A 26,476-nucleotide genomic window follows, 5' to 3' on the forward strand; every position below is an offset into this window, starting at 1 on the left:
CCGTTAAAACAGGTCGGCATGAACGACATCTCCAGCAAATCTCTTCCGCCGACCGTCACCCTGGGCGAACCGATCAGCGAAGCCGCGGCAGGGGCGATCCTGACCATCGATCTCGGCGCCGTCCGTGAGAACTACCGGCGGCTGAAGGCGCGGCTGGGCGGCGTCGGCTGTGCTGGAGTGGTCAAGGCCGACGGCTATGGGATTGGCGCGGCGCCGGTGGCGGCGGCGCTGATGGGTGAGGGCTGTAATACTTTCTTTGTTGCGCATTTGGCCGGCGGCATCTTGCTGCGCAAGGCGCTCGGCTCAGACCCGGCCATCTACGTGCTGAACGGCATTCCGCCGGGTGCGGAAAGGGACGCGGTTGCGGCAGGGCTTTGCACCGTACTCAACAGCGCCAGCCAACTCGCGGCATGGCGCGAGATGGCCGGGCGGGTGGGCCGTAAGTTGCCGGCCGCCCTCCAGGTCGACAGCGGCATGTCGCGGCTCGGCATGACGCCATCCGAGGTGAAGGCAGTCGCGCAGGATCCGCAGGCTTTCGACGGTGTCGAACTGACCTTCGTGATGAGCCATCTCGCCTGCGCCGACGAACCCGAGCAGCCGGCCAACGAGCGGCAGCGGCTGGAATTCGAACGGCTGCGCCGGATGCTGCCGGAAGCGCCGGCTTCCCTTGCCAATTCATCAGGCATTTTTCTCGGGCAGCGCTATCACTACGACCTCGTTCGTCCGGGTGCCGCTCTCTATGGTGTCAATCCGACGCCGGCGAAAGACAATCCGATGCTGCCGGTGGTGCGATTGCAAGCCAAGGTCATCCAGACGCGGATGCTGGAGGCCGGCACCGGTGTCGGCTACGGCCACACTTTCCACACCAAGGCTCCGCTTGCCGCGGCGACGATTTCGCTCGGCTATGGCGATGGCTGGCATCGACGCGCCGCTTCCTCCGCCTGGCTCGAAAATGTGCGGCTGCCCTTCGTCGGCCGGGTTTCGATGGATTCGATCATCCTCGACATTTCCGCATTGCCGCCCGGCAGGCTGAAGGCCGGCGACCTCGTCGAACTCATCGGACCGTCGTCGCAGACGGTGGACCAGGTAGCCGGCCAGGCCGGCACCATCGGCTATGAGGTCTTGACCAGCCTCGGCCACCGTTTCCACCGGCGCTATGTGAATGGCTAGGACGCAAGGTTGTTGTCCTCACGCATGTCTTTTCCCTAAGCATCGGCACTTGGCTGACGCCACAGAATCCGGCAGACATGAGGCGGCGATGATCCCGGTCTCGAATCCCGACGAGATGCCGCCGCGGAGAACCAAACGATGAAGATCTTCGTGCTGGGCGGCGGCGTGATCGGGGTCACCACCGCCTATTTTCTTGCCGAGGCCGGTCATCAGGTGACGGTGATCGATCGCCAGAAAGGCCCGGCGCTGGAAACCAGCTTTGCCAATGCCGGCGAGATCTCGCCCGGCTATGCCTCGCCCTGGGCCGGGCCCGGCGTTCCGCTGAAGGCCATCAAATGGCTTTTGATGAAGCACGGTCCACTGGTGGTGCGACCGGCCCTCGATCCGCATATGTGGATATGGCTGGTCAAGATGCTGCGCAATTGCACGGCTGAACGCTACGCGCTGAACAAGGCGCGCATGGTGCCGCTGGCCGAGTACAGCCGCGACACGCTGAAGGCGCTGCGCGAGGCGACCGGCATCGCCTATGACGAGCGCGCCAAGGGCACGCTGCAGCTCTTCCGAACGCAAAAGCAGCTCGACGGCTTCGGCGGCGATGTCGAGGTGCTGAAGGCCTATGGCGTCCCCTACGAGGTCCTCGACCCCGACGGCTGCATTGCGGCCGAGCCTGGGCTGGCCGGCGTGCGCGAGAAATTCGTCGGTGGCCTGCGGTTGCCCGGCGACGAAACCGGCGACTGCAAGATGTTCACCGACAGGCTTGCCGAGCTTTGCGCGGCACGCGGCGTCACCTTCGAATACGACACGGAGATACGGCGCGTCGTCAAGAAGCGCGATCGCATCACCAACATCAGCACCAGCAAGGGCTGGATGGTCGCCGATGCCTATGTGATGGCGATGGGCAGCTATTCGGCACGGTTCATGCGCATGCTGAAGCGGCCCATCCCGGTCTACCCGGTCAAGGGCTATTCGATCACCCTGCCGATCAAGGACGCCGCCGCTGCACCGGTCTCGACCGTGATGGACGAGAGCTACAAAGTAGCGATCACCCGGCTCGGCGACCGTATCCGGGTCGGCGGCACGGCGGAGATTTCCGGCTTCGACCTGCGGCTGCATGAATCGCGGCGCCGCACGCTCGAACATTCGGTCGGCGACCTGTTTCCGGGCAGCGGCGATATGCGATCGGCGACCTTCTGGTGCGGGCTGCGGCCGATGACACCGGACGGGCCGCCGCTGATCGGCCGCACCGATTTCTCCAATCTCTATCTCAACACTGGCCATGGCACACTCGGCTGGACCATGGCCTGCGGCTCGGCCAAAGTTCTGGCCGACATCATCTCCAGCCGGGTGCCCGACATCGACGTCGGCGATCTCGGGCCCGGACGATACGCCAAGTAAGACGCCCACCAGCTAAGACAGCCAGCGGCCGGCAGGCTCACGCGAACAAACCCCTGTCTCGTTCGACGGCCTTGGTAATGAAGCTCGCGACGACCTGGACGCGGCGCAGCGGCCTGACCGATTCATGATAGACCAGCCAGTAGGCGCGGCGGATGGGTGCGACGATATCGAGAGGCACCAGCTCCGGCATCGAGCGGGCAACGAAGGTGTGCAGGATGCCGATGCCGGCGCCGGAACGCACCGCTTCGGCCTGGCCGAGCGCGGAGGAAATGGCGAAGCTGGTCCGCCAGTCGGGGCTGAATTCGGCCGCGTAGTCGAGCGAGGGACTGACGATCAGGTCCGGCACGTAGCCGATCAGCGTATGCTGGCCTAGCTCGGCGGCGGTTCCGGGCAGGCCATGGGTGTCGGCGTAGGCACGCGACGCGAACAGGCCGAGCGTGTAGTCGACCAGCTTTCCCGCCACCAGGCGGCCTTCCGTCGGTCGTTCGACGGTGATGGCAATGTCGGCCTCGCGCCGGGACAAAGAGAAGGAGCGTGGCACCGGCACCAGCTGGATGGTGAGCTCACGGTGCAGAGCGGTCAGCGCGCCGAGGCGCCTGGCCAGGAACGCGACGCCAAAGCCGTCCGGCGCGCCGATGCGCACGGTGCCCGAGATGTCGTCGCCTTCGCCTGAAACGGTCGAGCGCGCGGCGATCATGTCGCCCTCCATGCGTTCGGCAATCTCGAGGAAACGCTCGCCCGCCGGCGTCAGCTCGCTGCCGGTGGTAAGCCGGCGAAACAGTTTTGTCCTGAGCGCTGCCTCGAGGGCGGCAATGCGGCGCGAGACGGTCGCGTGATTAAGCTCCAGCCGCCTGGCGGCGCCGAGGATCTGGCCGGCCCGCGCTACGGCAAGGAAGATACGGGCATCATCCCAGTTCATGAGGGTGGTCCGGATAATGACGATTACGGCAGCGCTCGACGGCGAAGAAACTCAATTTCTCAATCCCATGGCGTACACCGCACATCTCTATCATTTGCGCTATTTGATGCACAGACACCCACCGCTATCTATTTTGTGCACAACGGTTGCGTTTTCGCTCGCGTTGCCATCGCTCCCGCAAAGGCGGACAATGCCTCATCACGAACCAGGGAGAGAGACCATGATCGAATACGGTCATTTCATCGGCGGCAAGCGCGTCGCCGGAACCAGCGGCCGCAAGCAGGACGTCATGCAGCCGATGGACGGCACGGTGCGCGGCACGGTGGCGCTGGCTTCGCAGGCGGAATTGCGTGCGGCGGTCGAAAACGCCAAGGCCGCACAGCCCGGCTGGGCGGCGACCAATCCGCAGCGGCGCGTACGCGTCCTGATGCGGTTCCTCGAGCTGGTCGCCAAGGAGTATGACGCGCTGGCCGAGATATTGGCGCGCGAACACGGCAAGACCATCGCCGACGCCAAGGGTGACATCCAGCGCGGCCTCGAAGTGGTCGAGGTCTGCATCGGTGCGCCGCATATGATGAAGGGCGAGTTCACCGATGGCGCCGGCCCCGGCATCGACGTCTATTCGATGCGCCAGCCGCTCGGCGTCGTCGCCGGCATCACGCCGTTCAATTTTCCGGCGATGATCCCGCTGTGGAAGATCGCGCCGGCCATCGCCTGCGGCAATGCCTTCATTCTCAAGCCGTCCGAACGCGACCCGGGCGTGCCGATGCGCATTGCCGAACTGTTTATCGAGGCCGGTCTGCCGGCGGGCATCCTCAATGTCGTCAATGGCGACAAGGAAGTGGTCGACGCCATCCTCGACGATGCTGACATCAAGGCCATCGGTTTCGTCGGCTCGACACCGATCGCCCAGTACATCTATTCGCGCGGCTGCGCGGCCGGCAAGCGCGTGCAGTGCTTCGGCGGTGCCAAGAATCACATGATCATCATGCCGGATGCCGACATGGACCAGACCGTCGACGCGCTGATCGGCGCCGGCTACGGCTCGGCCGGCGAGCGCTGCATGGCGATCTCGGTGGCCGTCCCGGTCGGCAACGACACCGCCAACCGGCTGATGGAAAGACTGGTGCCGCGCGTCGAGAGCCTGAAGGTCGGTCCGTCGACGGATTCTTCCGCCGATTTCGGCCCGCTGGTCACGGCGCAGGCGCTGGAGCGGGTCAAGTCCTATGTCGACACCGGTGTCAAGGAAGGCGCCAAGCTGGTCGTCGACGGCCGCGGCTTCTCCATGCAGGGCTACGAGAACGGCTACTATATGGGCGGCTGCCTGTTCGACAATGTGACCGCCGACATGCGCATCTACAAGGAAGAGATCTTCGGGCCGGTGCTCTCGGTCGTTCGCGCACCGACCTACGAGAACGCCATCAAGCTCGCCAACGAGCACGAGATGGGCAATGGCGTCGCCATCTTCACCCGCGACGGCGACGCGGCGCGCGACTTCGCCTCGCGGGTTCAGGTCGGCATGGTCGGGATCAACGTGCCGATCCCGGTGCCGATCGCCTACTACACCTTTGGCGGCTGGAAGGCGTCCTCCTTCGGCGACCTCAACCAGCACGGGCCGGACGCGTTCCGCTTCTACACCAAGACCAAGACGGTAACGTCGCGCTGGCCGTCCGGCGTGAAGGACGGTGCCGAGTTCGTCATCCCGACGATGAACTGACCGAACGGTTTCTGTCAGCGCGTCCTCGCCTTCGGCTTGGGGCGCGCTGGCCGGCGTGAAGGACGGCGCCGAATTCGTCACCCCGACGATGAACTGATCCAAATCGCAGAAAGCAAGAAAAGGCCCGGGCACCAAGCTCGGGCCTTTTTGTCGCGGTCTTCATCGGCATGAACACTAATGTGATGGAACCAAGAAGGCAGCAATCTTCTTAGGTTGCAGTCCTGCCGCGAAGGAGATGCTGGCAGATCAACCAACGGCGCTGGTGACGGCTCCGGGGGATATCGTCCGGCGCAAAGGAGGTGTCAGATGGCACGTCTCATGGCGACTATAGCTTGCGCTGCGATGGCCCTTTCCGCCGTCCCGGCAATGGCTGCGGAGCAATGTGCGGCACGCGCCGATATGGTCAAGGCGCTCGGCGAGAAGTTTCATGAAAACCCGAGCGCGGTCGGCGTCGTCAATCCGAATGTGGTGCTTGAAGTCTTCGTTTCCGACAAGGGCACATGGACCATCCTCGCCAGCGACACAAAAGGTCAAAGCTGCGTGATTTCAGTCGGCGAAGGCTGGGAGAGCGCGATGACGAAAGCGGCGCTGCCAGGCACCTGAACGATTTATCACGGGTCTGCGCGCCTCGGCATGGCCGCGCGGCCTGTGGCTCATTCTTTCGGCGACAGCCGTAAAACGGATCTGCAGGCGCCCGCTTGGGCGCCTGCTTGCGCTTTTCCATTATCGATACCATATATCGAGAACATAATGGGAACATCTTAAATCGTTCCCACCAATGGCAGACCGGAACACAGAAAGGAACGACGCGATGATGATGACGTCGGAACCGGCCTGGATCGCTCCGGCAAAATGAGGCCGTCAAACCCCTCCTTTGCCGGAACGTGATGGCAAAGGAGGTGCCCTATGGCACGCAAATCGCTGTTGAGATGGGTGAAAACCCTGGTTCTTGCTGGCGCATTGGCGGTGGGTACGAACACCGCAGGCGCGCAATATCAACACTGCGTTGAACATGGCGAGCTCGTCGCCCATTTGAGCGAGAAGTTCCAGGAAAGGCAGTTTGCTTTGGGGCTGATCGGTCATGAGGCGGTCATGGAAGTCTTTGTCGCCGAGACCGGAACCTGGACCATCGTCGTCACCGATATCGCCGGCAGAAGCTGCATCGTCGCGGCCGGCGACAATTGGGAAAACGTGATGGCCCTGCCCGGCCAGGGCGCATGACGAAATGGCAGGCTCAGCGTGTGGCAGCTGCCTCGGCATGGCCGCGCAAAAGCGCCATCAGGCGCTTGGCGTCCTTGGCCGCGGCATCTTCGTCGCCGGCGAGGATCGAACGGATCAGTGCGACATGATGCTCGGCGGATTCGGCCAAGCCGGTATCGGCCTTGTAGCGGAACCAGAAGCGACGGCTATGGGTTTGCAAGGGTGCCGCCAGGCGCGCGGCGAACGGGTTGTCGGCAGCCAGCGCCAGCGCCTCGTCGAGCGCCTTGTCGGCCTGGATGAAGTAAAACACATTTTCCGAAATCACCGCCTTTTGCATGGCAAGGGCAGCGTCATGGAACAGGTCGGCGGCCTCGCGGGTGACGAAGCGGGCGGCCGAGCGGGCAAGCACCACCTCGACGCCACGGCGGGCGTCGAGGACACGCAGCCAGTCGCCGGGGTGAAGCGGCGCGATGGCGATGCCGGCGCGCGGCCGGACTTCGAGCAGGCCCTCCCAGGCCAGCCGCTGGATTGCTTCGCGAACCGGGGTGCGGCCGAGGCCGAGCCTGTCAATCAGCGCCCCCTCGGTGATGAAGCTCGCCGGCGCCAGTTCGAGAGTTACGATCATGTGCTCGAGCCTGCGGTAGGCCTTCGCAGTTGCCGGCTCGGAGCCCGGGCTGTCATATACCAATGCGGCATCTCCTGATATATTGTTGATATATCATAGCAGATTCAACGTGACAGCCGGCTTCTTAAGAAATATACGACTGATATATCAGATGGAGCGATCGACATGTGGGCCGGAGTCTTCCCCGCCGTTACGACCAAATTCACCGAGGACGACGGCCTCGACCATGCCGAGATGGAGCGCTGCTTTGCGCTGCAGATGGAGGCCGGCTGTGACGGCATCATCGTCTGCGGGTCGCTCGGCGAAGGCCCGATGCTGTCGCACGACGAGAAGATCGCGGTGCTGAAGACCGCGCAGAAGATCGCCGGCAAGAAACCGGTGCTGTTGACGGTCAACGAGGCCGGTACACGCGAGGCGGCGGCGATCGCGCGCCGCGCCGCCAAGGAAGGCGCCAACGGTTTGATGGTGGTGCCGAGCCCGATCTACCATACCAATGCCGAGGAGACGGTCGCGGCACTCAGCGCCGTCGCCGCGGCCGGCGACCTGCCGGTGATGATCTACTCCAACCGGCTTGCCTACCGCGTCGACGTTACCGTCGACCAGATGGAGGAGTTGGCGAAGGACCAACGCTTCGTCGCCATAAAAGAGTCCTCCGACGACATCCGCCGCTCGACCGAGATCATCAACCGCCTCGGCGACCGCTACGACCTGTTCACCGGCGTAGACAATCTCGCCTTCGAGGCGCTGTCGGTCGGCGCCATCGGCTGGGTGGCGGGCCTGGTCACCGCGTTCCCGCGCGAGACCGTCGCCATCTACCAGCTGATGCGACAGGGCCGCCGCGAGGAGGCGTTGAAGATCTACCGCTGGTTCCGGCCGCTGCTCGACCTCGACGTTTCGACCTATCTGGTGCAGAACATCAAGCTTGCCGAAGTGCTGGCGATCAACACCAACGACCGCGTGCGCATGCCGCGCCAGCCATTGTCGGGCGAGCGGCGCAAGGCAGTCGAAAAGATCGTCAGGGATGCGCTGGCGGTGCGGCCAGAGCTGCCGACATTCTGATCCAGTCGCTTTGAAGGCATTTGCAGATGTGCAGCGCGGCGCACGGCAATGAATGATAATGCTACGCTCGATGTCGCCATCATTGGTGGCGGCATCATCGGCATCTGCGCCGCCGCCTTTCTGGCAGAGGCGGGGCGAAACGTGACGATCTTCGATCGGACGGGGATCTGTGAGGAAACCAGCTCCGGCAATGCCGCTGCCTTTGCCTTCTCCGATGTGCTGCCGCTCGCCCACAAGGGCATGATCAAGCAGTTGCCGAAATGGCTCGCCGACCCGCTCGGCCCGCTCAGCATCCCACCCGCGTATCTGCCGAAGCTGCTGCCCTGGCTGGTCCGCTTCTGGCGCGCCGGTCGAAGCGACCGCTATGAAGGCGGCCTTGCCGCGCAGGCCGGGATGATGAAGCTCGCCGAGGCGGAATGGATGGGCTTGCTCGACCGTTCCGGCACACGGCCGATGCTGCATGAGGACGGCTCGCTCGAACTCTACGACAGCGAGGCCGAGTTCAAGGCTTCACTGCCCGGCTGGGCGGCAAGGCAGCGCTTCGGCATCGGCTTCAGCCATGTCGAGGGGAGCGCTCTCACAGCCCTGCAGCCCGGTCTGTCGCCGCGCTTCGTCAAGGGAACGTTCGTGCCGGGGTGGAAAACCGTTGCCGATCCCAAGCTGCTTGGAAAGGCCTTGTGGGCCTATGCCGAGAGGTTGGGCGCCGTGTTCGAAAGGGCCCGGATCGAGCGTGTCGAGGCGGGACAGGACGGCGCGATCCTGACCACGGCCGACGGCACGCGGCGACGGGCGAAGCACGTCGTCATCGCTGCCGGGGCCTGGTCGCATCTGCTGGCGAGACATCTCGGCGACGGAATCCCGCTGGAGACCGAGCGTGGCTACAACACGACGTTGCCGAAGACTGCCTTCGACGTAAAGCGGCAATTGATCTTCTCCGGGCATGGCTTCGTCATCACGCCGCTCGAGACGGGCCTGCGCGTCGGCGGCGCGGTCGAACTCGGCGGCCTTGAGAGGCCGCCCAATTATGCGCGCTCGAAAGCGCTGCTCGAAAAGGCGCAGAAATTCCTGCCGGGACTGGATCCGGCCAATGGACGCGAATGGATGGGGTTCCGGCCGTCGCTGCCGGATTCGCTGCCGGTGATCGGGCGGTCGCAACAAACGCCGTCGGTGGTGTATGGTTTCGGCCACGGTCACCTCGGCCTGACCCAGGCCGCGGTGACCGGGCGCTTGATCCGCGAGCTCGTTCTCGGGCAGAATCCATCGCTCGATCTCGGCCCGTTCAGCCCGCAACGGTTTTGAGTTCGAAGACAGTCAGTTGGGAGCCGGCATGGCCAAGAATTCCTTCTTCTGCATAGACGGCCACACCTGCGGCAATCCGGTGCGGCTGGTCGCCGGCGGCGGGCCTTTGCTCAAGGGCTCGACGATGATGGAGCGGCGAGCGCATTTCCTGGCCGAATATGACTGGATCCGCACCGGGCTGATGTTCGAGCCGCGCGGCCATGACGTGATGTCCGGCTCGATCCTCTATCCGCCGACGCGTGAAGATTGCGACATCGCCATCCTGTTCATCGAAACCTCGGGCTGCTTGCCGATGTGCGGCCACGGCACCATCGGGACGGTAACTTTTGCCGTCGAGCATGGGCTGATCAAGCCGAAGACACCGGGCGTGCTCAGGCTGGATACGCCGGCGGGCGTGGTCGTAGCCGAGTACAGCCAAGTCGGCGACTATGTCGAGGAGGTGCGCATCACCAATGTGCCTTCCTTCCTCTATGCCGAGGCACTGACGGTCGAATGCCCCGGGCTCGGCGAGATCAGCGTCGATGTCGCCTATGGCGGCAATTTCTACGCCATCGTCGAACCGCAAAAGACCTATCGCGACATGGCCGACCATTCGGCCGGCGAACTGATCGCCTGGAGCCCGGTGGTGCGGCAGCGGCTCAACGAAAAATATACCTTCGTCCACCCGGAGAATCCCGGCATCGATAAGCTGTCGCACATATTGTGGACCGGCGCGCCGACCAACCCGCAAGCCGATGCCCGCAACGCCGTCTTCTACGGCGACAAGGCAATCGACCGCTCGCCCTGCGGCACCGGCACCTCGGCGCGCATGGCGCAGCTTCACGCCAAGGGCAAGCTTGGGGTCGGCGACGACTTCGTCCACGAATCGATCATCGGGTCGCTGTTCAAGGGCAGGGTGGAGAAAGAGGTCACCGTCGCCGGCAAGCCGGCAATCATTCCGTCGATCGGCGGGTGGGCGCGGATGACCGGATTGAACACGATCTTCATCGACGACCGCGACCCGTTCGCGCACGGCTTCGTCGTCAAATAGAGAAAACGCTGACGCAAGCGAAAGAAAGAGAGCGCAAACGGATTGCCTTCGACGGCGCAACGATCCCGCTCATCAACTTATTTTGACGGCGATTTCTTCGAAATGGGTCGCATGCTGCGATTGAATCGTCAAAGACATTGCGTTAGGCCAATGGTAGGGTCCGCGATGGTCCAGGGGGCGGACGGGAACAAAACGGGCAATCGGACGACGTGCGGCGAAAACACGCGTAATGATCGAAAAATCACGTTGCAATCCGGGCTCGAAACTTTACGACTAGGGAAAATACGAAAAGGAATGCGTCTGCATGGGCGACATTCCAGGGGAGCCACGACAGCATGCAGTATTTTGTCCAGCAGCTTATCAACGGGCTGACGCTGGGATCGATCTATGGGCTGATAGCGATCGGCTATACGATGGTCTACGGCATCATCGGCATGATAAATTTCGCCCATGGCGACATTTTCATGATCGGCGCTTTCACCGCGCTCATCGTTTTCCTTATCCTCGGTGCATTGTTCTATTCGCTGCCGATCGTCGTTGCGCTGCTGATCATGATGATCGTCGCGATGCTGCTGACCAGCCTGTATAACTGGACGATCGAGAAGGTGGCCTACCGGCCTTTGCGCGGTTCATTCCGGCTGGCGCCGCTGATCACCGCGATTGGCATGTCGATTGCGCTGTCCAATTTCGTCCAGGTGACGCAAGGGCCGCGCAACAAGCCGGTCCCGCCAATGGTGTCCAAGGTCTACAACATCGAAGGCATCAGCGTCTCGCTGAAGCAGATCATCATCGTCCTGGTCACCATAGTCCTGCTGGCGCTGTTCTGGTACCTGGTCAACAAGACCTCGCTCGGCCGGGCACAGCGCGCCTGCGAGCAGGATCGCAAGATGGCCGCACTGCTCGGCGTCGACGTCGATCGCACCATCTCGATCACCTTCATCATGGGCGCCGCCCTTGCCGCCGTCGCCGGCACGTTGTTCCTGATGTATTACGGCGTTGTGGTGTTTTCCGACGGCTTTACGCCCGGTGTGAAGGCGTTTACTGCCGCGGTGCTCGGCGGCATCGGCTCACTGCCCGGCGCCGTGCTCGGCGGGCTGATGATTGGCTTCATCGAAAGCATGTGGTCGGCTTATTTCTCGATCGACTACAAGGACGTCGCCGCCTTCTCCATCCTGGCGATCGTGCTGATCTTCCTGCCTTCCGGCATTCTCGGCCGGCCAGAAGTCGAAAAGGTCTGAGATCATGGCGGTTACCGTGTCTCCGGAAAGCACCGTCGTCGCCACCCCGGTCCAGCGCGCTTTTCGCGAAGCGCTCTATGCCGGCGCCATCTCGCTTGGCCTGTTCGTGCTGTTCATCGGCCTGAAAACCGACCAGAATATCTCCAACGAACTGATCCTGGTGCAACGCTGGGGCTTGCTCGCCGGCGTCGTGATCGCCACCATGGCAGGACGCTTCCTCTATGTCGCCTATGGCCAGCCCTTCCTGGCGAACCAGAAGATCGTCGACGTCGCCACCGGCCTGCTGCCGGTCAGCCTGGCTTCGCGATTCTTCCGCCTTCCCGCGTTCATCGTGGCGCTCGCCGTCGCCGTTATTCTGGTCGCGCTCAGCGGCTTTCTGACCGAGGCCTTAGGGCCGGAACTTTCCGATTTTGTGCGGTTCCTGCGGGCGCTCGCAATCATCTATGCGCTGGCTTGGCTGATATATCGGTTCCGGGCCTTCATTCACGCTCATTTCTCGGCATTGGGCATAACCGCACTGGCGCTCTACCCGATTATCGTGGTGTTGGTGCTGGCTCTATATGCCGGGTCGATGGCCGCCGGTTTCCAGGGCTCGCTGAAATATGTCGACAATTACGGCATCCAGATCCTGATCTACGTGATGCTGGCTTGGGGGCTGAATATCGTTATCGGCTTGGCCGGCTTGCTCGATCTCGGCTATGTCGCCTTCTACGCCGTCGGTGCCTACGCCTATGCGCTGCTCGGCACGCATTTCGGCCTCTCATTCTGGATCCTGCTGCCCGCCGCTGGCCTGATGGCTGCGTTCTGGGGCGTGATGCTCGGCTTCCCGGTGCTGCGCCTGCGCGGTGACTATCTGGCGATCGTGACGCTCGCCTTCGGCGAAATCATAAGGCTGGTGATCATCAACTGGCGCGAGGTGACCAACGGCTCGGCCGGCATTTCCGGCATCCCGAAGGTGTCTTTCTTCGGCCTGATGTCGTTCAACGTCTCCGATCCGAACTACATCTCGAAGGTGCTCGGCATCGCCCAATCGGGTGCCTACTACAAGATATTCCTCTACTATTTGATCCTTGGGCTCTGTCTGCTGACGGCCTTCGTCACCGTGAGGCTCAGGCGTCTGCCGGTCGGCCGCGCCTGGGAAGCGCTGCGCGAGGACGAGATCGCCTGCCGCTCGCTCGGTATCAACACCACCACCACCAAGCTCACGGCCTTTGCCACGGGCGCGATGTTTGGCGGCTTCGCCGGCTCGTTCTTTGCCGCGCGGCAAGGCTTCGTCAGCCCGGAATCCTTCGTCTTCCTGGAATCCGCGATCATCCTTGCCATCGTCGTGCTTGGCGGCATGGGCTCGCTGGTCGGCATTGCCGTCGCCGCCATGGTGATGATCGGCGGCACCGAAATCCTGCGCGAACTGGATTTCCTCAAGACCGGCCTGAGTTGGGGCAACATCAAGGTTATACCCGGGTTCGGCCCCGACTTCACGCCGGAGCTTTATCGCATGCTGTTGTTCGGCATGGCCATGGTCATCGTCATGCTGTGGAAGCCGCGCGGCTTCGTCGGCAGCCGCGAGCCGACAGCCTTCCTCAAGGTGCGCAGGGCGGTGTCGGGGTCCTTCACCAAGGAGGGACACGGCTGATGAACGCGAGCCCCTCCGTGAACGATGCCATCCTGCAGGTCGATCATTTGTCGATGAAGTTCGGCGGTCTCGTCGCCATCGGCGACCTGTCGTTCCAGGCCAAACGCGGCGAGATCACCGCGCTGATCGGTCCCAACGGCGCCGGCAAGACCACCGTGTTCAATTGCATCACCGGTTTCTACAAACCGTCGGAAGGCATGATCACGCTCAATCGGCGCGACGGCTCGACCTTCCTGCTCGAACGTTTGCCGAACCATGAAATCCCGGCGCGGGCCAAGGTGGCGCGCACCTTCCAGAACATCCGCCTGTTCTCGGGCATGACGCTGCTGGAGAACCTGCTGGTCGCCCAGCACAACAAGCTGATGAAGGCGTCCGGCTATACCATTCTCGGCCTGTTCGGTTATAGCGGATACAGACAGGCTTCGGCGGAATCGGTTGAACTGGCCGAGCACTGGCTGGAGAAGGCCGATCTCGTCGACCGCGCCGACGATCCTGCCGGCGATCTGCCCTATGGCGCGCAGCGACGACTCGAAATTGCTCGCGCCATGTGCACCGGCCCTGAGCTTCTGTGCCTCGACGAGCCGGCCGCCGGCCTTAATCCGAAGGAATCGGCGGCGCTCAATGCACTGCTGATGGACATCAAGGACAACACCGGCACGTCGATCCTTTTGATCGAACACGATATGGCGGTGGTTATGCAGATTTCAGACCATGTCGTCGTGCTCGAATACGGGCGCAAGATCTCCGACGGCAACCCGCAATCGGTGCGGACCGACCCGCGCGTCATCGCTGCCTACCTCGGCGTCGAAGACGAGGACGTCGAGACGGTGCTGACCGAAGTCGGCGACGAAGACGTCATCGAGCAATTGGATACGGGTCCGGATGCGGCCCACGGCCCAGGCACGTCGTCTTCGTATCTCGCCGGACCGGTTGCCGACACGGTTGGCCACAGCGAGGGCGAACGCGTCACCGTGTCAAAGGGTGCTTCGAAAGCCGGGCAGATCGATGCAAGGTCGAGTGCCGCGGCAAAGTCCGGATCGCCGGCCAAAGCCAAATCGGCCGCGAAATCTTCTGCCGCAAAATCTTCCACTGCAAAGCCGGCCTCCAAGGCTCCGGTGAAGTCAAAAACTCCCGGCACCTCTAATCGGCGTGGAGGGCGGAAATAATGGCCGGCACAACGCTGCTCGATATCAAGGGCGTCCAGACCTACTACGGCAACATCAGGGCGCTGAACGGCGTCGATGTCACGGTCAAGCAAGGTGAGATCGTAGCGCTGATCGGTGCCAACGGCGCCGGCAAGTCGACGCTGATGATGACCATCTTCGGTGCTCCCCGCGCCCGCGCGGGTACCATCACATTCGCCGGTACCGACATCACCCAGATGCCGACCCACGAGATCGCGCGCATGCGCATCGCCCAGTCGCCGGAAGGGCGCCGCATTTTCCCGCGCATGACGGTGATGGAAAACCTGCAAATGGGCGCCAGCCTCGACAACCTCGAGCATTATGACGAGGACGTCGAGAAGGTGTTCACGCTGTTTCCACGCCTGAAGGAACGCATTGCCCAGCGTGGTGGCACGCTGTCCGGCGGCGAGCAGCAGATGCTGTCGATCGGGCGCGCGCTGATGGCGCGGCCGAAGCTGCTTTTGCTCGACGAGCCGTCGCTTGGCCTGGCGCCGCTGATCGTCAAGCAGATATTCGACGCTATCCGGGAGCTGAACCGCACGCAGGGACTGACCGTGTTCCTGGTCGAGCAAAACGCCTTCGGCGCTCTGAAGCTCGCCACGCGCGGCTATGTTATGGTCAACGGCAATGTGACGATGAGCGGCACCGGCAAGGAGTTGCTCGCCAATCCGGAGGTGCGCGCCGCCTATCTCGAAGGCGGCCATCACTGAGTTTCAGGAGACATCAATCATGCAGGGCATCGTCTATGAGGAACCCTCGATCTGGCAGTTCTTCTTCGTCACCTGCCTGCTCGGCGGCTGGGCGGCGTGGATGACGGGCAAGGCATGTGCGCAGACGTGGCGCAGCTTCGCCCAGTTGTTCGCCTACATGCTGGGGCTCGGCATCGGCGTAAGATTCATCCATCATGCGCTGTTCGGCGGAACGATGTTTTCGCTGCATTACTACGTGGTCGACACCATCGTGCTGATGATATTGGGCTTCATTGGCTACCAATACACGCGCACCAACCAGATGGTAACGCAGTATAATTGGCTTTACGAAAGAGCCTCTCTTTTGAGCTGGAAACCAAAAGGTTGACATTTATCATTAACGGCGCTTCAGGGATGAATCGGCGTGACAAGTGCCTGAAAATCGGCAAAGTACTCTTTCTGCGAGCAAGAGTGGGCATCGCATGAAAGCAACATCCACGCCCACTCGGTAAATGGGAGCGTTTCAATGAAAAAGTCACTTTTGTCCGCCGTCGCCCTGACCGCGCTTGTCGCGTTCAGCGGCAGCGCGTGGGCTGACATCCTGATCGGCGTTGCCGGTCCGATCACTGGCCCGAACGCAGCATTCGGCGCGCAGTTGCAGAAGGGCGCCGAACAGGCTGCCGCCGATATCAACGCGGCTGGCGGCATTAACGGCGAGCAGATCAAGATCGAGGTCGGCGACGACGTGTCGGATCCGAAGCAGGGCATCTCGGTCGCCAACAAGTTTGTCGCCGATGGCGTCAAATATGTCGTCGGCCACTTCAATTCGGGCGTCACCATTCCGGCGTCAGAGGTCTATGCCGAGAACGGCATTCTCGTCATCACGCCTTCCGCGACCAACCCGAAGCTGACCGAGCGGGGCCTGTGGAACACGTTCCGTACCTGCGGACGCGACGATCAGCAGGGCAAGGTTGCCGGCGACTACCTCGCCGCGCACTTTAAGGACGGCAAGATCGCCGTCGTCCACGACAAGACGCCTTACGGCCAGGGTCTCGCCGACGAAACCAAGAAGGCACTCAATGCTGATGGCGTGACCGAAGCCATGTATGAGGGCATCAATGTCGGCGACAAGGACTTCTCGGCGTTGATCGCCAAGATGAAGGATGCCGGCGTCAACGTCGTCTACTATGGCGGCCTGCACACCGAGGCCGGCCTGATTATGCGCCAGCTCGCCGATCAGGGTCTCAAGGCCCAGTTCATGTCCGGCGACGGCATCGTGTCGAACGAATTGGCCTCCATCGCCGGCGATGCCGTCGACGGCACGCTGATGACGTTCGCTCCCGATCCGCGCAAGAACCCGAACGCCAAGGAACTCGTGGAGAAGTTCCGCGCCGCCGGTTTCGAGCCTGAAGCCTATACGCTCTACTCCTACGCCGCGCTGCAGATCGTCGCCGCCGCCGCCAACAAGGTCGGCTCTTCCGACGACGCGCAGAAGGTTGCGGAAGAGATCAAGAAGAGTGGCCCGTGGAAGACCGCTATCGGCGACATCGGCTACGACGCAAAGGGCGACATCACCCGTCCCGACTACGTCATCTACACTTGGAAGAAGGGTGACGACGGCAAGTACACCTACTTCGAACAATAAGCCGGCAAACGCCTGCAGCCCAAAAATGCCCGGCGCCTCGCGCCGGGCATTTTTCATTTGTCTTTTGCTTCATCGCATAGGCGCAAGGATTTAAATCGGTTTAGCCGACGTCTCCATTTTTGTTTGCACTGCAGCATTTTCGCGCTAATCATGTCCGGCAGTTCCCTTTTCCGCGTCCGGAGCCCTGTCCTTGGCAATCTCGAAGATCCTTGTCGCCAACCGCTCCGAAATAGCCATCCGCGTCTTCCGCGCGGCCAATGAGCTCGGCCTCAAAACCGTGGCGATCTGGGCAGAGGAGGACAAATACTCCCTGCATCGCTTCAAGGCCGACGAAAGCTACCAGGTCGGGCGCGGGCCGCATTTGGCCAGGGACATGGGGCCGATCGAAAGCTATCTGTCGATCGAGGAGGTTATCCGTGTCGCCAGGCTTTCGGGCGCCGATGCCATCCATCCAGGCTACGGCCTGCTGTCGGAAAGCCCGGAATTCGCCGAGGCCTGCGCCACGGCCGGCATCATCTTCATCGGGCCAAAGCCGGATACGATGCGCAGGCTAGGCAACAAGGTCGCCGCTCGCAACCTCGCGATCGAAGTCGGCGTGCCGGTAATTCCCGCCACCGATCCCTTGCCGGACGACATGGCGGCGGTAAAGGAACTCGCCAAGACGATCGGCTACCCGGTGATGCTCAAGGCATCCTGGGGCGGCGGCGGCCGCGGCATGCGCGCCATCCGCTCCGAGGCCGATCTCGCGCGCGAGGTCATGGAAGGCAAGCGTGAGGCGAAGGCGGCTTTCGGCAAGGACGAGGTCTATCTCGAAAAGCTGATCGAGCGCGCACGCCATGTCGAGGTGCAGGTGCTGGGCGACACTCATGGCAACGCCGTGCACCTGTTCGAGCGCGATTGTTCGATCCAGCGCCGCAACCAGAAAGTGGTCGAGCGGGCGCCGGCGCCCTACCTCGAAATGTCACAGCGCGAGGAGCTTTGCGGCTACGCGCTGAGGATCGCGCGCGAAACCAGCTATATCGGCGCCGGCACGGTCGAGTTCCTGCAGGATGCTGATACCGGAAAATTCTACTTCATCGAGGTCAATCCGCGCATCCAGGTCGAGCACACGGTCACCGAACAGGTGACCGGCATCGACATCGTCAAGGCGCAGATCCATATCCTCGACGGCTTTGCCATCGGCACGGCGGAATCGGGCGTTCCGGCGCAGAAGGACATCAGGCTCAACGGCCACGCGCTGCAGTGCCGCATCACCACGGAAGATCCCGAGCATAATTTCATCCCCGACTATGGCCGCATCACCGCCTACCGTGGTGCCACCGGCTTCGGTATCCGCCTTGATGGCGGCACCGCCTATTCGGGCGCGGTCATCACCCGCTTCTACGATCCGCTGCTGGAAAAGGTAACGGCGTGGGCGCCGACGCCGGCCGAGACCATCGCCCGCATGAACCGGGCGCTGCGCGAATTCCGCATCCGCGGCGTGGCGACCAACCTCACGTTCCTCGAGGCGATCATCAATCACCCGAGCTTCGCCGACAATTCCTACACCACCAAGTTCATCGACACGACGCCGGAACTGTTCGCCAGTGTGAAGCGGCAGGACCGCGCGACCAAGCTGCTCAACTACCTTGCCGACGTTTCGGTCAATGGTCATCCCGAGACGCGCGGCCGGCCGCAGCCAAAGGCCGATGCGGCGCCACCGGTGGTGCCATATCTCAACGGCAATGTGCCTCAAGGCAGCAAGCAGAAGCTCCACGTGCTCGGGCCGGAGAAATTCGCCGCGTGGATGCGCGAGCAAAAAGAGGTGCTGGTCACCGACACGACAATGCGCGACGGGCATCAATCCTTGCTCGCGACGCGTGTGCGCACCTATGACATTGCCGGAATTGCCGGCACCTATGCGCGTGCTCTGCCGCAGCTTTTGTCGCTCGAATGCTGGGGCGGCGCCACATTCGACGTCGCCATGCGCTTTCTCACCGAAGACCCATGGGAGCGGCTGTCGCTGGTGCGCGAGGCAGCACCCAACCTTCTGCTGCAGATGCTCCTGCGCGGTGCCAACGGCGTCGGCTATACCAACTATCCCGACAATGTCGTCCAGCATTTCGTCCGCCATGCCGCTGCCGGCGGCATCGACCTGTTCCGGGTCTTCGACTGCCTGAACTGGGTCGAGAACATGCGCGTGGCCATGGATGCGGTCGGCGCCGAGGGCAGACTGATCGAAGCGGCGATCTGTTATACCGGCGACATACTCGATCCGGCGCGGGCGAAATACGATCTGAAATACTATGTCGGCCTGGCGAGGGAATTGCAGGCGGCAGGCGCCCATATCATCGCCGTCAAGGACATGGCTGGGCTTCTAAAGCCGAGCGCCGCCCGCGCGCTGTTCAACGCACTGCGCGAGGCGACGGACCTGCCGATCCACTTCCACACCCACGACACATCCGGCCTGTCGGCGGCAACCGTGCTGGCGGCGGTGGAGAGCGACGTCGATGCCATCGACGCGGCGATGGATTCGCTATCGGGCAACACCTCGCAGCCGTGCCTCGGTTCGATCGTGGAGGCGCTGAAGGGCACCGAGCGCGATCCGGGCCTCGACCCGCAGTGGATCAGGAACATCTCGTTCTACTGGGAGGCGGTGCGCAACCAGTATTCAGCCTTCGAAAGCGACCTGAAGGGGCCGGCATCGGAGGTCTATCTGCACGAAATGCCGGGCGGTCAGTTCACCAACCTCAAGGAACAGGCGCGCTCGCTCGGGCTGGAGACACGCTGGCACGAAGTGGCGCAGACCTATCACGACGTCAATCTGATGTTCGGCGACATCGTCAAGGTGACGCCGTCGTCCAAGGTCGTCGGCGACATGGCGCTGATGATGGTGAGCCAGGACCTGACCGTCGCCGACGTCGAGAATCCGGCGAGGGACATCGCCTTCCCGGATTCGGTGGTGTCGATGTTGCGCGGCGATCTCGGCCAGTCGCCGGGCGGCTGGCCAAAGCCATTGCAGAAGAAGGTGCTGAAGGGCGAAAAGCCGATCACGGTGCGGCCGGGTTCGCTGCTCAAACCGGCGGACCTCAAGGCCAGTCGCGCGGAGGTCGAGGAAAAGCTCGAGCGCAAGCTCAGCGAATTCGAGTTCGCGTCGTGGCTGATGTATCCGAAGGTGTTTTCCGATTTTGCCGCCGCGCAGGAGACCTACGGGCCGGTCAGCGTGCTGCCGACGCCGACCTATTTCTACGGCATGAAGCCGGAAGACGAGATTTTCGTCGACATCGAAAAAGGCAAGACGCTGGTGGTGCGCTGCCTTGCCATCGGCGATGTCGACGAAAAGGGCATGGTCACCGTGTTCTTCGAGCTCAACGGGCAGCCGCGCCGGGTGAAGGTGCCGGACCGGGCGCATGGCGCGTCCGCTGCCAAGGCACGGCGCAAGGCGGAGCCGGGCAATGAGGCGCATGTCGGCGCGCCGATGCCTGGCGTCGTCTCGGCGCTTGCGGTCGCTGCCGGCCAGGCGGTGAAGGCCGGCGACGTGCTGCTGTCGATCGAAGCGATGAAGATGGAAACGGCGTTGCATGCCGAACGCGACGGCACCATAGCCGAGGTGCTGGTCAAGGCCGGCGACCAGATCGATGCCAAGGATCTGCTGATCGCGTTCGGGTGAAACAGGCCGGCATCGATAAGGCCTTGTCGGCGCCTGGCAGCAGCCCTTCATGCCGCATCGATAGTACCTTGACCCGCCGCGCCCGGTCGGGCATCGAACCGCTGCAATTCGCCGCTCGGGTCACCCCGAGTCGCGGCGGGAAACGACGCGGAGAGAAGAATATGGCCGACGACATCACCGAGACCAGCCAGACTGTTGCCGCCGGCCAGCTGCGCGCCTTCATCGAACGAATCGAGCGGCTCGAGGAAGAGAAGAAGACGATTGCCGACGACATCAAGGAAGTGTTCGCCGAGGCCAAGGGCACCGGATTCGACACCAAGGCGATGCGGTCGATCATCAGGCTGCGCAAGAAGGACCAGGCCGAGCGGCAGGAAGAGGAATCCATCCTCGATCTGTACAAGGCTGCGCTCGGCATGGTGTAGAGGCCGGCCTCGGCGCCGGAGACGATCGCGGGAGAAGCGGTTCTGACCATGGAATCCAGCCATGAGTGAATTCGACTTCGGCGCCCACCGCGCCACGGAATTCCGGCAGCGCGGCTTCTGGACCCTTTTCGCAGAGCGGCATCCGGAGGAACGGGTCCGCCGGGCAAAGCGCGGGCCGTGGTTCTGGCAGCGTGGGCTGCCCGATTTCGCATTGGTCCTTTCCATGTACGTCGCGCCTGCGCACAATCATGTCGGCGTCTTCTTCGGCCGCAACGAGAAGTTCGGTGCCACGCAAGCCTGGTCGCGGTTGAAGCCGTTCCAGCCGGCCATCGAAGACAGGCTGAAGCTCAGGCCAGAACAAAGTTGCGACGGCCTCGGCATCAATTCGATGTGGCGGGTGAATTGTTTTGCCGAGGACAATTGGCCGGCGATGACCGACTGGCTGGTGACGGAAGCCTCACGTTTCGAGCGCGCGATTGCCGAAGTTCTGGGTCAGGAATAAAGCAGGGTTTCCAGACGCAATCCTTGTGGAAGGGTTGCTCTGGTGAGCAGCCAGGGAGCCGGTCGATCGATGACGATCATGTCGCGCGTTGCCGCTTTCTTCCGCTCACGCTGGTTCGGCGGCGTGCCGCTCGATCGGCTGTTCTGGCGCGACCTGGTCGTTGTCGGCACAGCGATCAACGTCGCGTCGTCGGTGGGGGCGCTCATTCTGCTAGGATTGAAGCTGCCGCTTGCGCTCGTCCTGGCGGTGCATTTCGCGCCGGTGCCCTACAATATCTTCCTGACCTTTGCCGTTTGGCGAACTGCCGGAAAATCGAGTGGCGTCATGGCCTCGCTGATGACGCTTGGCGCCACGTTGTGGCTGATCCTGGTGGTTGTGGCCTGACGATCAGGCGGCCGGCGCGAATTTGAGCGCCACGCCGTTGATGCAATAGCGCAGACCGGTCGGTGGCGGGCCGTCCTCGAAGACATGGCCGAGATGGCTGCCGCAGCGGGCGCAATGGCATTCGGTGCGGACCATGCCGTAGCTGCGGTCGACGGTGGTCTCGACCGAACCCCGCACTGGGTCGTTGAAGCTCGGCCAGCCGGTGCCGCTCTCGAATTTCAGCTTGGATTCAAACAAGGGCTGGTCGCAGCCGACGCAGGAGAAGGTGCCGGCGCGCTTCTCGTGCAGCAGGGCGCAGCTTCCCGGCCGCTCGGTGCCGTGGTTGCGCATCACCGCATATTGCTCGGGCGTCAGCCGGGCGCGCCATTCGGCATCGGTGCGGGTAACGGGGTAGGTGCGGCTGTCCATTTTTTCCTCTTAGCTTATGTCGCTATTTGGGTTGCCTTCGCAACTTCGCCTGAAATAGGCATTTGTTACGGCGTTTGCTCGTATTTCCTATCCTGCTGCGAAGAATCCCTCAGGCGATGGCGGCGAGATAGCGCGCAACCGATGCTGAAAATGCTGCCTTTGCATCTCCGATGACGTTCTGGTTCCACCATGCGCCGTAGATATGGTCGAACGCGAAAGGCTCCAGCGCGGCCTTGATGCCGAGCACTTTCGTCGCGTTGAGCGGGATATAGTTCGGATAGCTGTACATGAAGCTGACATGACGGCGGGTCGGCGCCACCTGCAGGATGTCGCCGGCCAGGATGGCATTGCCGCGGTCGCGCTTCCAGTGCAGTACCTGGCCACCGGCAAAGTGGCCGCCGCAGCGGATGAGCGTCAGCGACGGGTTTATGGCGCGCATCTCGCCTTCCCAACTGATGATTGCCGGATGCGGCCGCATGATCCACGGACGATCATCGGCGTGCAGATAAATCGGCACGCCGCCAAACGCCTCGCTCCACTCGACCATTGCCGAATAATAATGGCAGTGCGAAATGGCGATGGCGGCCAGGCCGCCCCGGCGGTTGATCTCGGCCACCGCCTCGTCGCTGACCATCGAGATGCAGTCCCACAGCACATTGCTGTGCGGCGTTTGCGCCAGCAATGCGCGCTGGCCGATAGCGAAGCGTGGCTCGATGCCGAAGGCGAGCACGCCGGCATCATCCTTGATCACGACCCGATGGCCGGCGGCGAGCTCTTCCGGCGTGGTCCAGGCCTGGCCCTCCCAGCGCACATATTGCCGCTCGTCCTCGCAGATCGGGCAATGTCGCGGCGGCGTCGCTGTCGCCGCGAACTGGACACCGCATTGCAGGCAAAGGAAACAGGTCGACCGTCCTGTTTTGCGTGGATCCATTCAGTGCTTCCTTGAAAGTTGCTTCGTCGCGGCTTCGAGGCCGGCGAGCGTCAGCGGAAACATGCGGCCGCCAAAAATATCGCGGATCATGGCAATCGAATGGGTAAAACCCCAGTTCTTCGCGTCTTCCGGATTGAGCCAAATGGCGTTCGGCCATTGCTGCAGCAGCCTGCCGAGCCAGACGGCGCCGGCCTCCTTGTTCCAATGCTCGACCGAGCCGCCGGGTTGAGCGATCTCATAGGGGCTCATCGAGGCGTCGCCGACGACGATCACCTTGTAGTCGGGGCCATATTTATGGAGGAGATCGAAGGTCGGAATCACCTCGGCATGGCGGCGGCGATTGTCCTTCCACACGCCCTCGTAAAGGCAGTTGTGGAAATAGAAATATTCGAGCTGGCGGAACTCGGCGCGGGCGGCCGAAAACAGCTCCTCGACACTCCTGACATGGTCGTCCATCGAGCCGCCGACATCGAAGAACATCAGCAGCTTCACGGCATTGCGACGTTCGGGTTGTGTCTTAACGTCAAGATAACCGTGCTCGGCGGTGGCGTGGATGGTGCCGGGCAGGTCGAATTCCTGTTCGGCGCCTTCGCGCACCCAGCGGCGCAAGCGCTTCAGCGCGACCTTGATGTTGCGGGTGCCGAGTTCGACGGCATCGTCGAAATTCTTGAACTCGCGCCTGTCCCAGACTTTTACCGCGCGGCGGTTGCGGCTTTCGTGCCGGCCGATGCGCATGCCTTCGGGATTGTAGCCGTAGGCGCCGAAGGGCGAGGTGCCGCCGGTGCCGATCCATTTCGAACCGCCCTGATGCCGGCCCTTTTGCTCTTCCAACCGCTTCTTCAGCGTTTCCATCAGCTTTTCGAAGCCGCCCAGCGCCTCGACCAGCTTCTTCTCCTCATCGGTCAGGTGCTTTTCGGCGAGCCTCCGCAGCCATTCCTCCGGGATGTTTGCGACATCGACCGGCTTTTCGCCAGCCAGCGCCTCGACACCTCTGAAGACGTGCGAAAAGACCTGGTCGAAGCGGTCGATGTGTCGCTCGTCCTTCACCAGCGCGGCGCGGGCGAGATAGTAAAAGCCCTCGACATCATAGTCGACCAGCCCGGCTTCCAACCCCTCCAGCAGCGACAGATATTCGCGGAGCGAGACCGGAACCCGCGCTGCCTTCAGTTCGAGGAAGAAGGGGATGAACATGGTCCGACTTTATCTGTGTCCCTCGATCTTCTCCCGTGCGGCGCTGGCGATAAAGGCGGAACGCGTCAGACCACGCCGACCTGCTTCTTCGTCGATTGCCGCCAAAAGACCTGCGTCGAGCGACAGATTGGCCCGGACAGGCCGTCCGGAATCGATCAGCACAGGGATCATCACGGCGGATTCACCGGCAGCGCTATCGACTTCGCCCAGTCGGAGCAGATCTGCCACAGTGCGCGCCGCGGGCAAGGGCAAGTTCTTCGCCATTCGTGTCTCTGCCCATTCGCGAACGGCAGAAGTCGCATCGGCTATCGCCTCTTCGGGACTTGCGCCACCGCCGTGACATCCGGGAAGATCAGGCACCCGCACTCCCCAGACTTCATCTGCGCCGTCAAGAATTCCGACATAGTGCGTCATGATTCGTCCTTAAATCCATCCAGCAAGCCGGGCGATCGACCGCGCAACACCCAGAGATTGTTCGCGATGCCGCGGCACGATAATCATGATCTCCGGCCTTTCCGGATGCTCGTACTTCTCGTGTTTGCCGCCGCCTACGTTCACCCAGCCGTCACGTAAAAGCCTCGTGACAATCTTGCGCGTGTTGGTCTCGATCAGCGGCACTGTCGCCCCTGATCATGCGCAATATATTGCGCACAGGTGATTATTTCAATCGTTGGCTTCATCATAGCAGATCGTACTCGATGAAGCCGGTCCGCCGCGCCACGTGGTCGTAGAGCTTGCGTGCCGTGGTGTTGGTTTCGTGGGTCATCCAGTAGACGTTCTTGACGCCGATCTTGCCGGCTTCCTGCTTGACCGCTTCGATCAGGGCGGCGCCGACGCCCTTGCCGCGTACATCGGGGTCGGCGAACAGGTCCTGCAGGTAACAGTTGTTTATCTGCGACCAGCAGGAGCGATGGTAGAGATAGTGCGTCAGGCCGACGGCCTTGCCGTCGAGGGTGGCGATGAAGCCTTTCGGCTCGAACTCGCCCGCCGTGAACAGCCGCTTCCAGGTGACGGCGTAAACCTCTTCCGGCAGCTTGGTTTCGTAGAAGGTGAGATAGGCGGTCCAAAGACGCCGCCAATCGGCGTGGTCGGATTGCACAAGCGGGCGGACGGTGATCTCGGTCATTTCATTTCCCTCTGAAGTCGGCAACCCGAAGCTGCCTTCACGCCTCGCCGGCGGCAACGGTCCAGCGACGGGAAAGCGCTGTCCGGCGGCTTTCGTCGGCCCCTCACCCCTGCCGTCTCGCCATGAAGGCCAGGCGCTCGAACAGATGCACGTCCTGTTCGTTCTTCAGCAAGGCGCCGTGCAGTTTCGGCAGCGCGTTCTTCGGGTCGGCGCGCAGGTCCTCGGGCGCGATGTCGTCGGCGACCAGCAGGCGGATCCAGTCGAGTGCCTCGGAGGTCGACGGCTTCTTCTTGAGGCCCGGCACGTCACGGATTTCATAGAATTGCGTGAGTGCGGCACGCACCAGGTTCTGCTTGATGCCGGGATAGTGCACGTCGACGATTTTGTGCAGCGTCTCGACGTCGGGAAAGCGGATGTAGTGGAAGAAGCAGCGGCGCAGGAAGGCGTCCGGCAGCTCTTTTTCGTTGTTGGAGGTGATGATGACGATCGGCCGGACGGTGGCACGAATGGTCTCGCCGGTCTCGTAGACGAAGAACTCCATCCGATCCAGTTCCTGCAACAGATCGTTGGGGAACTCGATATCGGCCTTGTCGATCTCGTCGATCAGAAGCACGACTTTCTTGCCGGCAGCAAAGGCGTCCCACAGCTTGCCGCGCTTGATGTAATTGCGGATGTAGTTGAAGCGCTCGTCGCCGAGCTGGCTGTCGCGCAGCCGCGAGACGGCATCATATTCATAGAGGCCCTGCTGCGCCCGCGTGGTCGATTTGACATGCCATTCGATCAGATCGAGGCCGAGCGCCGCCGCCACCTGGCGGGCAAGTTCGGTCTTGCCGGTACCGGGCTCGCCCTTGACCAGCAACGGCCGCTCGAGCGCGATCGCCGCGTTGACCGCCACCATCAGATCCTTGTCGGCGACATAGGCTGCCGTGCCTTCAAAACGCATTTTTGCTCCCGGGTTCATCGCGCGACCCTAAGGAGGCGGCCTTCGCTGTGCAAGGCGCTGCTGGCAAAGCGGGGATCTTGCCGGCGCGACCCTCGTCGAGCGGTTCTGCGTCGATTT

General features: G+C 62.5%; 26 protein-coding genes and 1 pseudogene. 18 read left to right on the top strand and 9 right to left on the bottom strand.

The genetic code is table 11. From position 1 onward, the window contains the following. The first annotated feature begins 18 nt into the window (after positions 1-18). The gene (gene alr, locus NKJ15_RS08590) at positions 19-1,170 is read left to right on the top strand and encodes an alanine racemase (protein WP_352814848.1); all 1,152 of its coding nucleotides are present in this window, start codon (positions 19-21) and stop codon (positions 1,168-1,170) included. Between the two features lie 117 nt (positions 1,171-1,287). Further along, positions 1,288-2,565: pseudogene (locus NKJ15_RS08595) on the top strand (D-amino acid dehydrogenase); the annotation flags it as partial. A 37-nt stretch (positions 2,566-2,602) separates the two neighbouring features. Here NKJ15_RS08595 and NKJ15_RS08600 read toward each other — a convergent pair. Continuing rightward, positions 2,603-3,484: a LysR family transcriptional regulator gene (locus tag NKJ15_RS08600; protein ID WP_352613322.1), complete on the bottom strand. Its 882-nt coding sequence runs from the start codon at positions 3,482-3,484 to the stop codon at positions 2,603-2,605. Positions 3,485-3,704: 220 nt separating this feature from the next. Here NKJ15_RS08600 and NKJ15_RS08605 point away from each other — a divergent pair, with 220 nt between their 5' ends. From NKJ15_RS08605 to NKJ15_RS08615, 3 genes are all read left to right on the top strand, one after another. After that, entirely contained in the window at positions 3,705-5,201 is a 1,497-nt protein-coding gene (locus NKJ15_RS08605; RefSeq protein ID WP_352613323.1) for a CoA-acylating methylmalonate-semialdehyde dehydrogenase, read from the top strand. Between the two features lie 306 nt (positions 5,202-5,507). Further along, positions 5,508-5,804 (top strand): hypothetical protein, encoded by a 297-nt coding sequence (locus NKJ15_RS08610; RefSeq protein WP_352471247.1) that lies wholly within the window; start codon positions 5,508-5,510, stop codon positions 5,802-5,804. Between the two features lie 303 nt (positions 5,805-6,107). After that, positions 6,108-6,422, top strand: coding sequence for a hypothetical protein (locus NKJ15_RS08615; RefSeq protein WP_352471246.1), 315 nt, complete (start codon positions 6,108-6,110; stop codon positions 6,420-6,422). A 13-nt stretch (positions 6,423-6,435) separates the two neighbouring features. Here the strand turns inward: NKJ15_RS08615 and NKJ15_RS08620 are convergent, their stop codons facing one another. Then, positions 6,436-7,026: a GntR family transcriptional regulator gene (locus tag NKJ15_RS08620; RefSeq protein WP_502893709.1), complete on the bottom strand. Its 591-nt coding sequence runs from the start codon at positions 7,024-7,026 to the stop codon at positions 6,436-6,438. A gap of 165 nt (positions 7,027-7,191) precedes the next feature. Between NKJ15_RS08620 and NKJ15_RS08625 the strand changes: the two genes are divergently transcribed. The 13 genes from NKJ15_RS08625 to NKJ15_RS08685 all read left to right on the top strand — a co-directional run bounded on the left by NKJ15_RS08625 (position 7,192) and on the right by NKJ15_RS08685 (position 21,760). Continuing rightward, complete coding sequence (locus NKJ15_RS08625) at positions 7,192-8,085, top strand: dihydrodipicolinate synthase family protein (protein ID WP_352471244.1); 894 nt, start codon at positions 7,192-7,194, stop codon at positions 8,083-8,085. 48 nt (positions 8,086-8,133) lie between these two features. After that, positions 8,134-9,384 (top strand): NAD(P)/FAD-dependent oxidoreductase, encoded by a 1,251-nt coding sequence (locus NKJ15_RS08630; protein ID WP_352768416.1) that lies wholly within the window; start codon positions 8,134-8,136, stop codon positions 9,382-9,384. Between the two features lie 28 nt (positions 9,385-9,412). Beyond that, the gene (locus tag NKJ15_RS08635) at positions 9,413-10,414 is read left to right on the top strand and encodes a 4-hydroxyproline epimerase (protein WP_352814852.1); all 1,002 of its coding nucleotides are present in this window, start codon (positions 9,413-9,415) and stop codon (positions 10,412-10,414) included. 335 nt (positions 10,415-10,749) lie between these two features. After that, positions 10,750-11,652: a branched-chain amino acid ABC transporter permease gene (locus tag NKJ15_RS08640; RefSeq protein ID WP_352454929.1), complete on the top strand. Its 903-nt coding sequence runs from the start codon at positions 10,750-10,752 to the stop codon at positions 11,650-11,652. Positions 11,653-11,656: 4 nt separating this feature from the next. Further along, positions 11,657-13,285, top strand: coding sequence for a high-affinity branched-chain amino acid ABC transporter permease LivM (gene livM, locus NKJ15_RS08645; protein ID WP_352613328.1), 1,629 nt, complete (start codon positions 11,657-11,659; stop codon positions 13,283-13,285). Next, complete coding sequence (locus tag NKJ15_RS08650) at positions 13,285-14,451, top strand: ABC transporter ATP-binding protein (RefSeq protein WP_352540330.1); 1,167 nt, start codon at positions 13,285-13,287, stop codon at positions 14,449-14,451. Before livM ends, NKJ15_RS08650 begins: the two co-directional genes overlap by 1 nt. Beyond that, on the top strand, positions 14,451-15,179 hold the full coding sequence (locus NKJ15_RS08655; RefSeq protein ID WP_352471239.1) for an ABC transporter ATP-binding protein: 729 nt from the start codon (positions 14,451-14,453) through the stop codon (positions 15,177-15,179). The genes NKJ15_RS08650 and NKJ15_RS08655 overlap by 1 nt, the downstream gene beginning before the upstream one ends. A gap of 19 nt (positions 15,180-15,198) precedes the next feature. Further along, on the top strand, positions 15,199-15,546 hold the full coding sequence (locus tag NKJ15_RS08660) for a DUF6867 family protein (protein WP_352471238.1): 348 nt from the start codon (positions 15,199-15,201) through the stop codon (positions 15,544-15,546). A gap of 138 nt (positions 15,547-15,684) precedes the next feature. Further along, positions 15,685-16,803 (top strand): branched-chain amino acid ABC transporter substrate-binding protein, encoded by a 1,119-nt coding sequence (locus tag NKJ15_RS08665; RefSeq protein WP_352471237.1) that lies wholly within the window; start codon positions 15,685-15,687, stop codon positions 16,801-16,803. Positions 16,804-16,993: 190 nt separating this feature from the next. Continuing rightward, entirely contained in the window at positions 16,994-20,452 is a 3,459-nt protein-coding gene (pyc, locus tag NKJ15_RS08670; protein WP_352814856.1) for a pyruvate carboxylase, read from the top strand. 161 nt (positions 20,453-20,613) lie between these two features. Continuing rightward, positions 20,614-20,874 carry a DUF2312 domain-containing protein gene (locus NKJ15_RS08675; protein WP_023719653.1) on the top strand — a complete coding sequence of 87 codons (261 nt, stop codon included), beginning with the start codon at positions 20,614-20,616 and terminating at the stop codon, positions 20,872-20,874. A 61-nt stretch (positions 20,875-20,935) separates the two neighbouring features. Beyond that, a complete protein-coding gene (locus NKJ15_RS08680) occupies positions 20,936-21,376 on the top strand; it encodes a hypothetical protein (protein ID WP_352540328.1) in 441 nt (146 codons plus the stop codon). Positions 21,377-21,445: 69 nt separating this feature from the next. Next, a complete protein-coding gene (locus tag NKJ15_RS08685; RefSeq protein ID WP_352471234.1) occupies positions 21,446-21,760 on the top strand; it encodes a hypothetical protein in 315 nt (104 codons plus the stop codon). A gap of 3 nt (positions 21,761-21,763) precedes the next feature. Here the strand turns inward: NKJ15_RS08685 and msrB are convergent, their stop codons facing one another. The 7 genes from msrB to NKJ15_RS08720 form a co-directional block, all read right to left on the bottom strand. Beyond that, positions 21,764-22,168: a peptide-methionine (R)-S-oxide reductase MsrB gene (gene msrB, locus NKJ15_RS08690; RefSeq protein ID WP_352745881.1), complete on the bottom strand. Its 405-nt coding sequence runs from the start codon at positions 22,166-22,168 to the stop codon at positions 21,764-21,766. 109 nt (positions 22,169-22,277) lie between these two features. Next, a complete protein-coding gene (locus tag NKJ15_RS08695) occupies positions 22,278-23,099 on the bottom strand; it encodes an MBL fold metallo-hydrolase (RefSeq protein ID WP_352814859.1) in 822 nt (273 codons plus the stop codon). Further along, positions 23,100-24,290 (bottom strand): vWA domain-containing protein, encoded by a 1,191-nt coding sequence (locus tag NKJ15_RS08700; RefSeq protein ID WP_352814861.1) that lies wholly within the window; start codon positions 24,288-24,290, stop codon positions 23,100-23,102. 9 nt (positions 24,291-24,299) lie between these two features. Next, positions 24,300-24,704 carry a type II toxin-antitoxin system HicB family antitoxin gene (locus NKJ15_RS08705; RefSeq protein WP_254816428.1) on the bottom strand — a complete coding sequence of 135 codons (405 nt, stop codon included), beginning with the start codon at positions 24,702-24,704 and terminating at the stop codon, positions 24,300-24,302. 9 nt (positions 24,705-24,713) lie between these two features. Further along, a complete protein-coding gene (locus NKJ15_RS08710) occupies positions 24,714-24,908 on the bottom strand; it encodes a type II toxin-antitoxin system HicA family toxin (RefSeq protein ID WP_126104508.1) in 195 nt (64 codons plus the stop codon). A gap of 61 nt (positions 24,909-24,969) precedes the next feature. Continuing rightward, on the bottom strand, positions 24,970-25,416 hold the full coding sequence (locus tag NKJ15_RS08715; protein WP_352814863.1) for a GNAT family N-acetyltransferase: 447 nt from the start codon (positions 25,414-25,416) through the stop codon (positions 24,970-24,972). 103 nt (positions 25,417-25,519) lie between these two features. Next, entirely contained in the window at positions 25,520-26,359 is an 840-nt protein-coding gene (locus NKJ15_RS08720; protein WP_352687162.1) for an AAA family ATPase, read from the bottom strand. Positions 26,360-26,476: the final 117 nt, after the last annotated feature.

Source organism: Mesorhizobium sp. M0207, from assembly GCF_040321995.1.
Taxonomy (GTDB): Bacteria; Pseudomonadota; Alphaproteobacteria; order Rhizobiales; family Rhizobiaceae; genus Mesorhizobium.

What these genes read in the sequence shown, in the direction of transcription:
- NKJ15_RS08605 (WP_352613323.1), top strand. Translation starts at nt 3,705, where the DNA reads ATGATCGAATACGGTCATTTCATCGGCGGCAAGCGCGTCGCCGGAACC.
- livM (WP_352613328.1), top strand. Translation starts at nt 11,657, where the DNA reads ATGGCGGTTACCGTGTCTCCGGAAAGCACCGTCGTCGCCACCCCGGTC.
- NKJ15_RS08675 (WP_023719653.1), top strand. Translation starts at nt 20,614, where the DNA reads ATGGCCGACGACATCACCGAGACCAGCCAGACTGTTGCCGCCGGCCAG.
- NKJ15_RS08630 (WP_352768416.1), top strand. Translation starts at nt 8,134, where the DNA reads ATGAATGATAATGCTACGCTCGATGTCGCCATCATTGGTGGCGGCATC.
- NKJ15_RS08665 (WP_352471237.1), top strand. Translation starts at nt 15,685, where the DNA reads ATGAAAAAGTCACTTTTGTCCGCCGTCGCCCTGACCGCGCTTGTCGCG.
- NKJ15_RS08635 (WP_352814852.1), top strand. Translation starts at nt 9,413, where the DNA reads ATGGCCAAGAATTCCTTCTTCTGCATAGACGGCCACACCTGCGGCAAT.
- NKJ15_RS08600 (WP_352613322.1), bottom strand. Translation starts at nt 3,484, where the DNA reads ATGAACTGGGATGATGCCCGTATCTTCCTTGCCGTAGCGCGGGCCGGC.
- NKJ15_RS08700 (WP_352814861.1), bottom strand. Translation starts at nt 24,290, where the DNA reads ATGTTCATCCCCTTCTTCCTCGAACTGAAGGCAGCGCGGGTTCCGGTC.
- NKJ15_RS08625 (WP_352471244.1), top strand. Translation starts at nt 7,192, where the DNA reads ATGTGGGCCGGAGTCTTCCCCGCCGTTACGACCAAATTCACCGAGGAC.
- NKJ15_RS08685 (WP_352471234.1), top strand. Translation starts at nt 21,446, where the DNA reads ATGACGATCATGTCGCGCGTTGCCGCTTTCTTCCGCTCACGCTGGTTC.
- NKJ15_RS08655 (WP_352471239.1), top strand. Translation starts at nt 14,451, where the DNA reads ATGGCCGGCACAACGCTGCTCGATATCAAGGGCGTCCAGACCTACTAC.
- NKJ15_RS08715 (WP_352814863.1), bottom strand. Translation starts at nt 25,416, where the DNA reads ATGACCGAGATCACCGTCCGCCCGCTTGTGCAATCCGACCACGCCGAT.
- NKJ15_RS08680 (WP_352540328.1), top strand. Translation starts at nt 20,936, where the DNA reads ATGAGTGAATTCGACTTCGGCGCCCACCGCGCCACGGAATTCCGGCAG.
- NKJ15_RS08720 (WP_352687162.1), bottom strand. Translation starts at nt 26,359, where the DNA reads ATGCGTTTTGAAGGCACGGCAGCCTATGTCGCCGACAAGGATCTGATG.
- NKJ15_RS08620 (WP_502893709.1), bottom strand. Translation starts at nt 7,026, where the DNA reads ATGATCGTAACTCTCGAACTGGCGCCGGCGAGCTTCATCACCGAGGGG.
- msrB (WP_352745881.1), bottom strand. Translation starts at nt 22,168, where the DNA reads ATGGACAGCCGCACCTACCCCGTTACCCGCACCGATGCCGAATGGCGC.
- NKJ15_RS08650 (WP_352540330.1), top strand. Translation starts at nt 13,285, where the DNA reads ATGAACGCGAGCCCCTCCGTGAACGATGCCATCCTGCAGGTCGATCAT.
- alr (WP_352814848.1), top strand. Translation starts at nt 19, where the DNA reads ATGAACGACATCTCCAGCAAATCTCTTCCGCCGACCGTCACCCTGGGC.
- NKJ15_RS08705 (WP_254816428.1), bottom strand. Translation starts at nt 24,704, where the DNA reads ATGACGCACTATGTCGGAATTCTTGACGGCGCAGATGAAGTCTGGGGA.
- NKJ15_RS08695 (WP_352814859.1), bottom strand. Translation starts at nt 23,099, where the DNA reads ATGGATCCACGCAAAACAGGACGGTCGACCTGTTTCCTTTGCCTGCAA.
- NKJ15_RS08615 (WP_352471246.1), top strand. Translation starts at nt 6,108, where the DNA reads ATGGCACGCAAATCGCTGTTGAGATGGGTGAAAACCCTGGTTCTTGCT.
- NKJ15_RS08660 (WP_352471238.1), top strand. Translation starts at nt 15,199, where the DNA reads ATGCAGGGCATCGTCTATGAGGAACCCTCGATCTGGCAGTTCTTCTTC.
- NKJ15_RS08640 (WP_352454929.1), top strand. Translation starts at nt 10,750, where the DNA reads ATGCAGTATTTTGTCCAGCAGCTTATCAACGGGCTGACGCTGGGATCG.
- NKJ15_RS08610 (WP_352471247.1), top strand. Translation starts at nt 5,508, where the DNA reads ATGGCACGTCTCATGGCGACTATAGCTTGCGCTGCGATGGCCCTTTCC.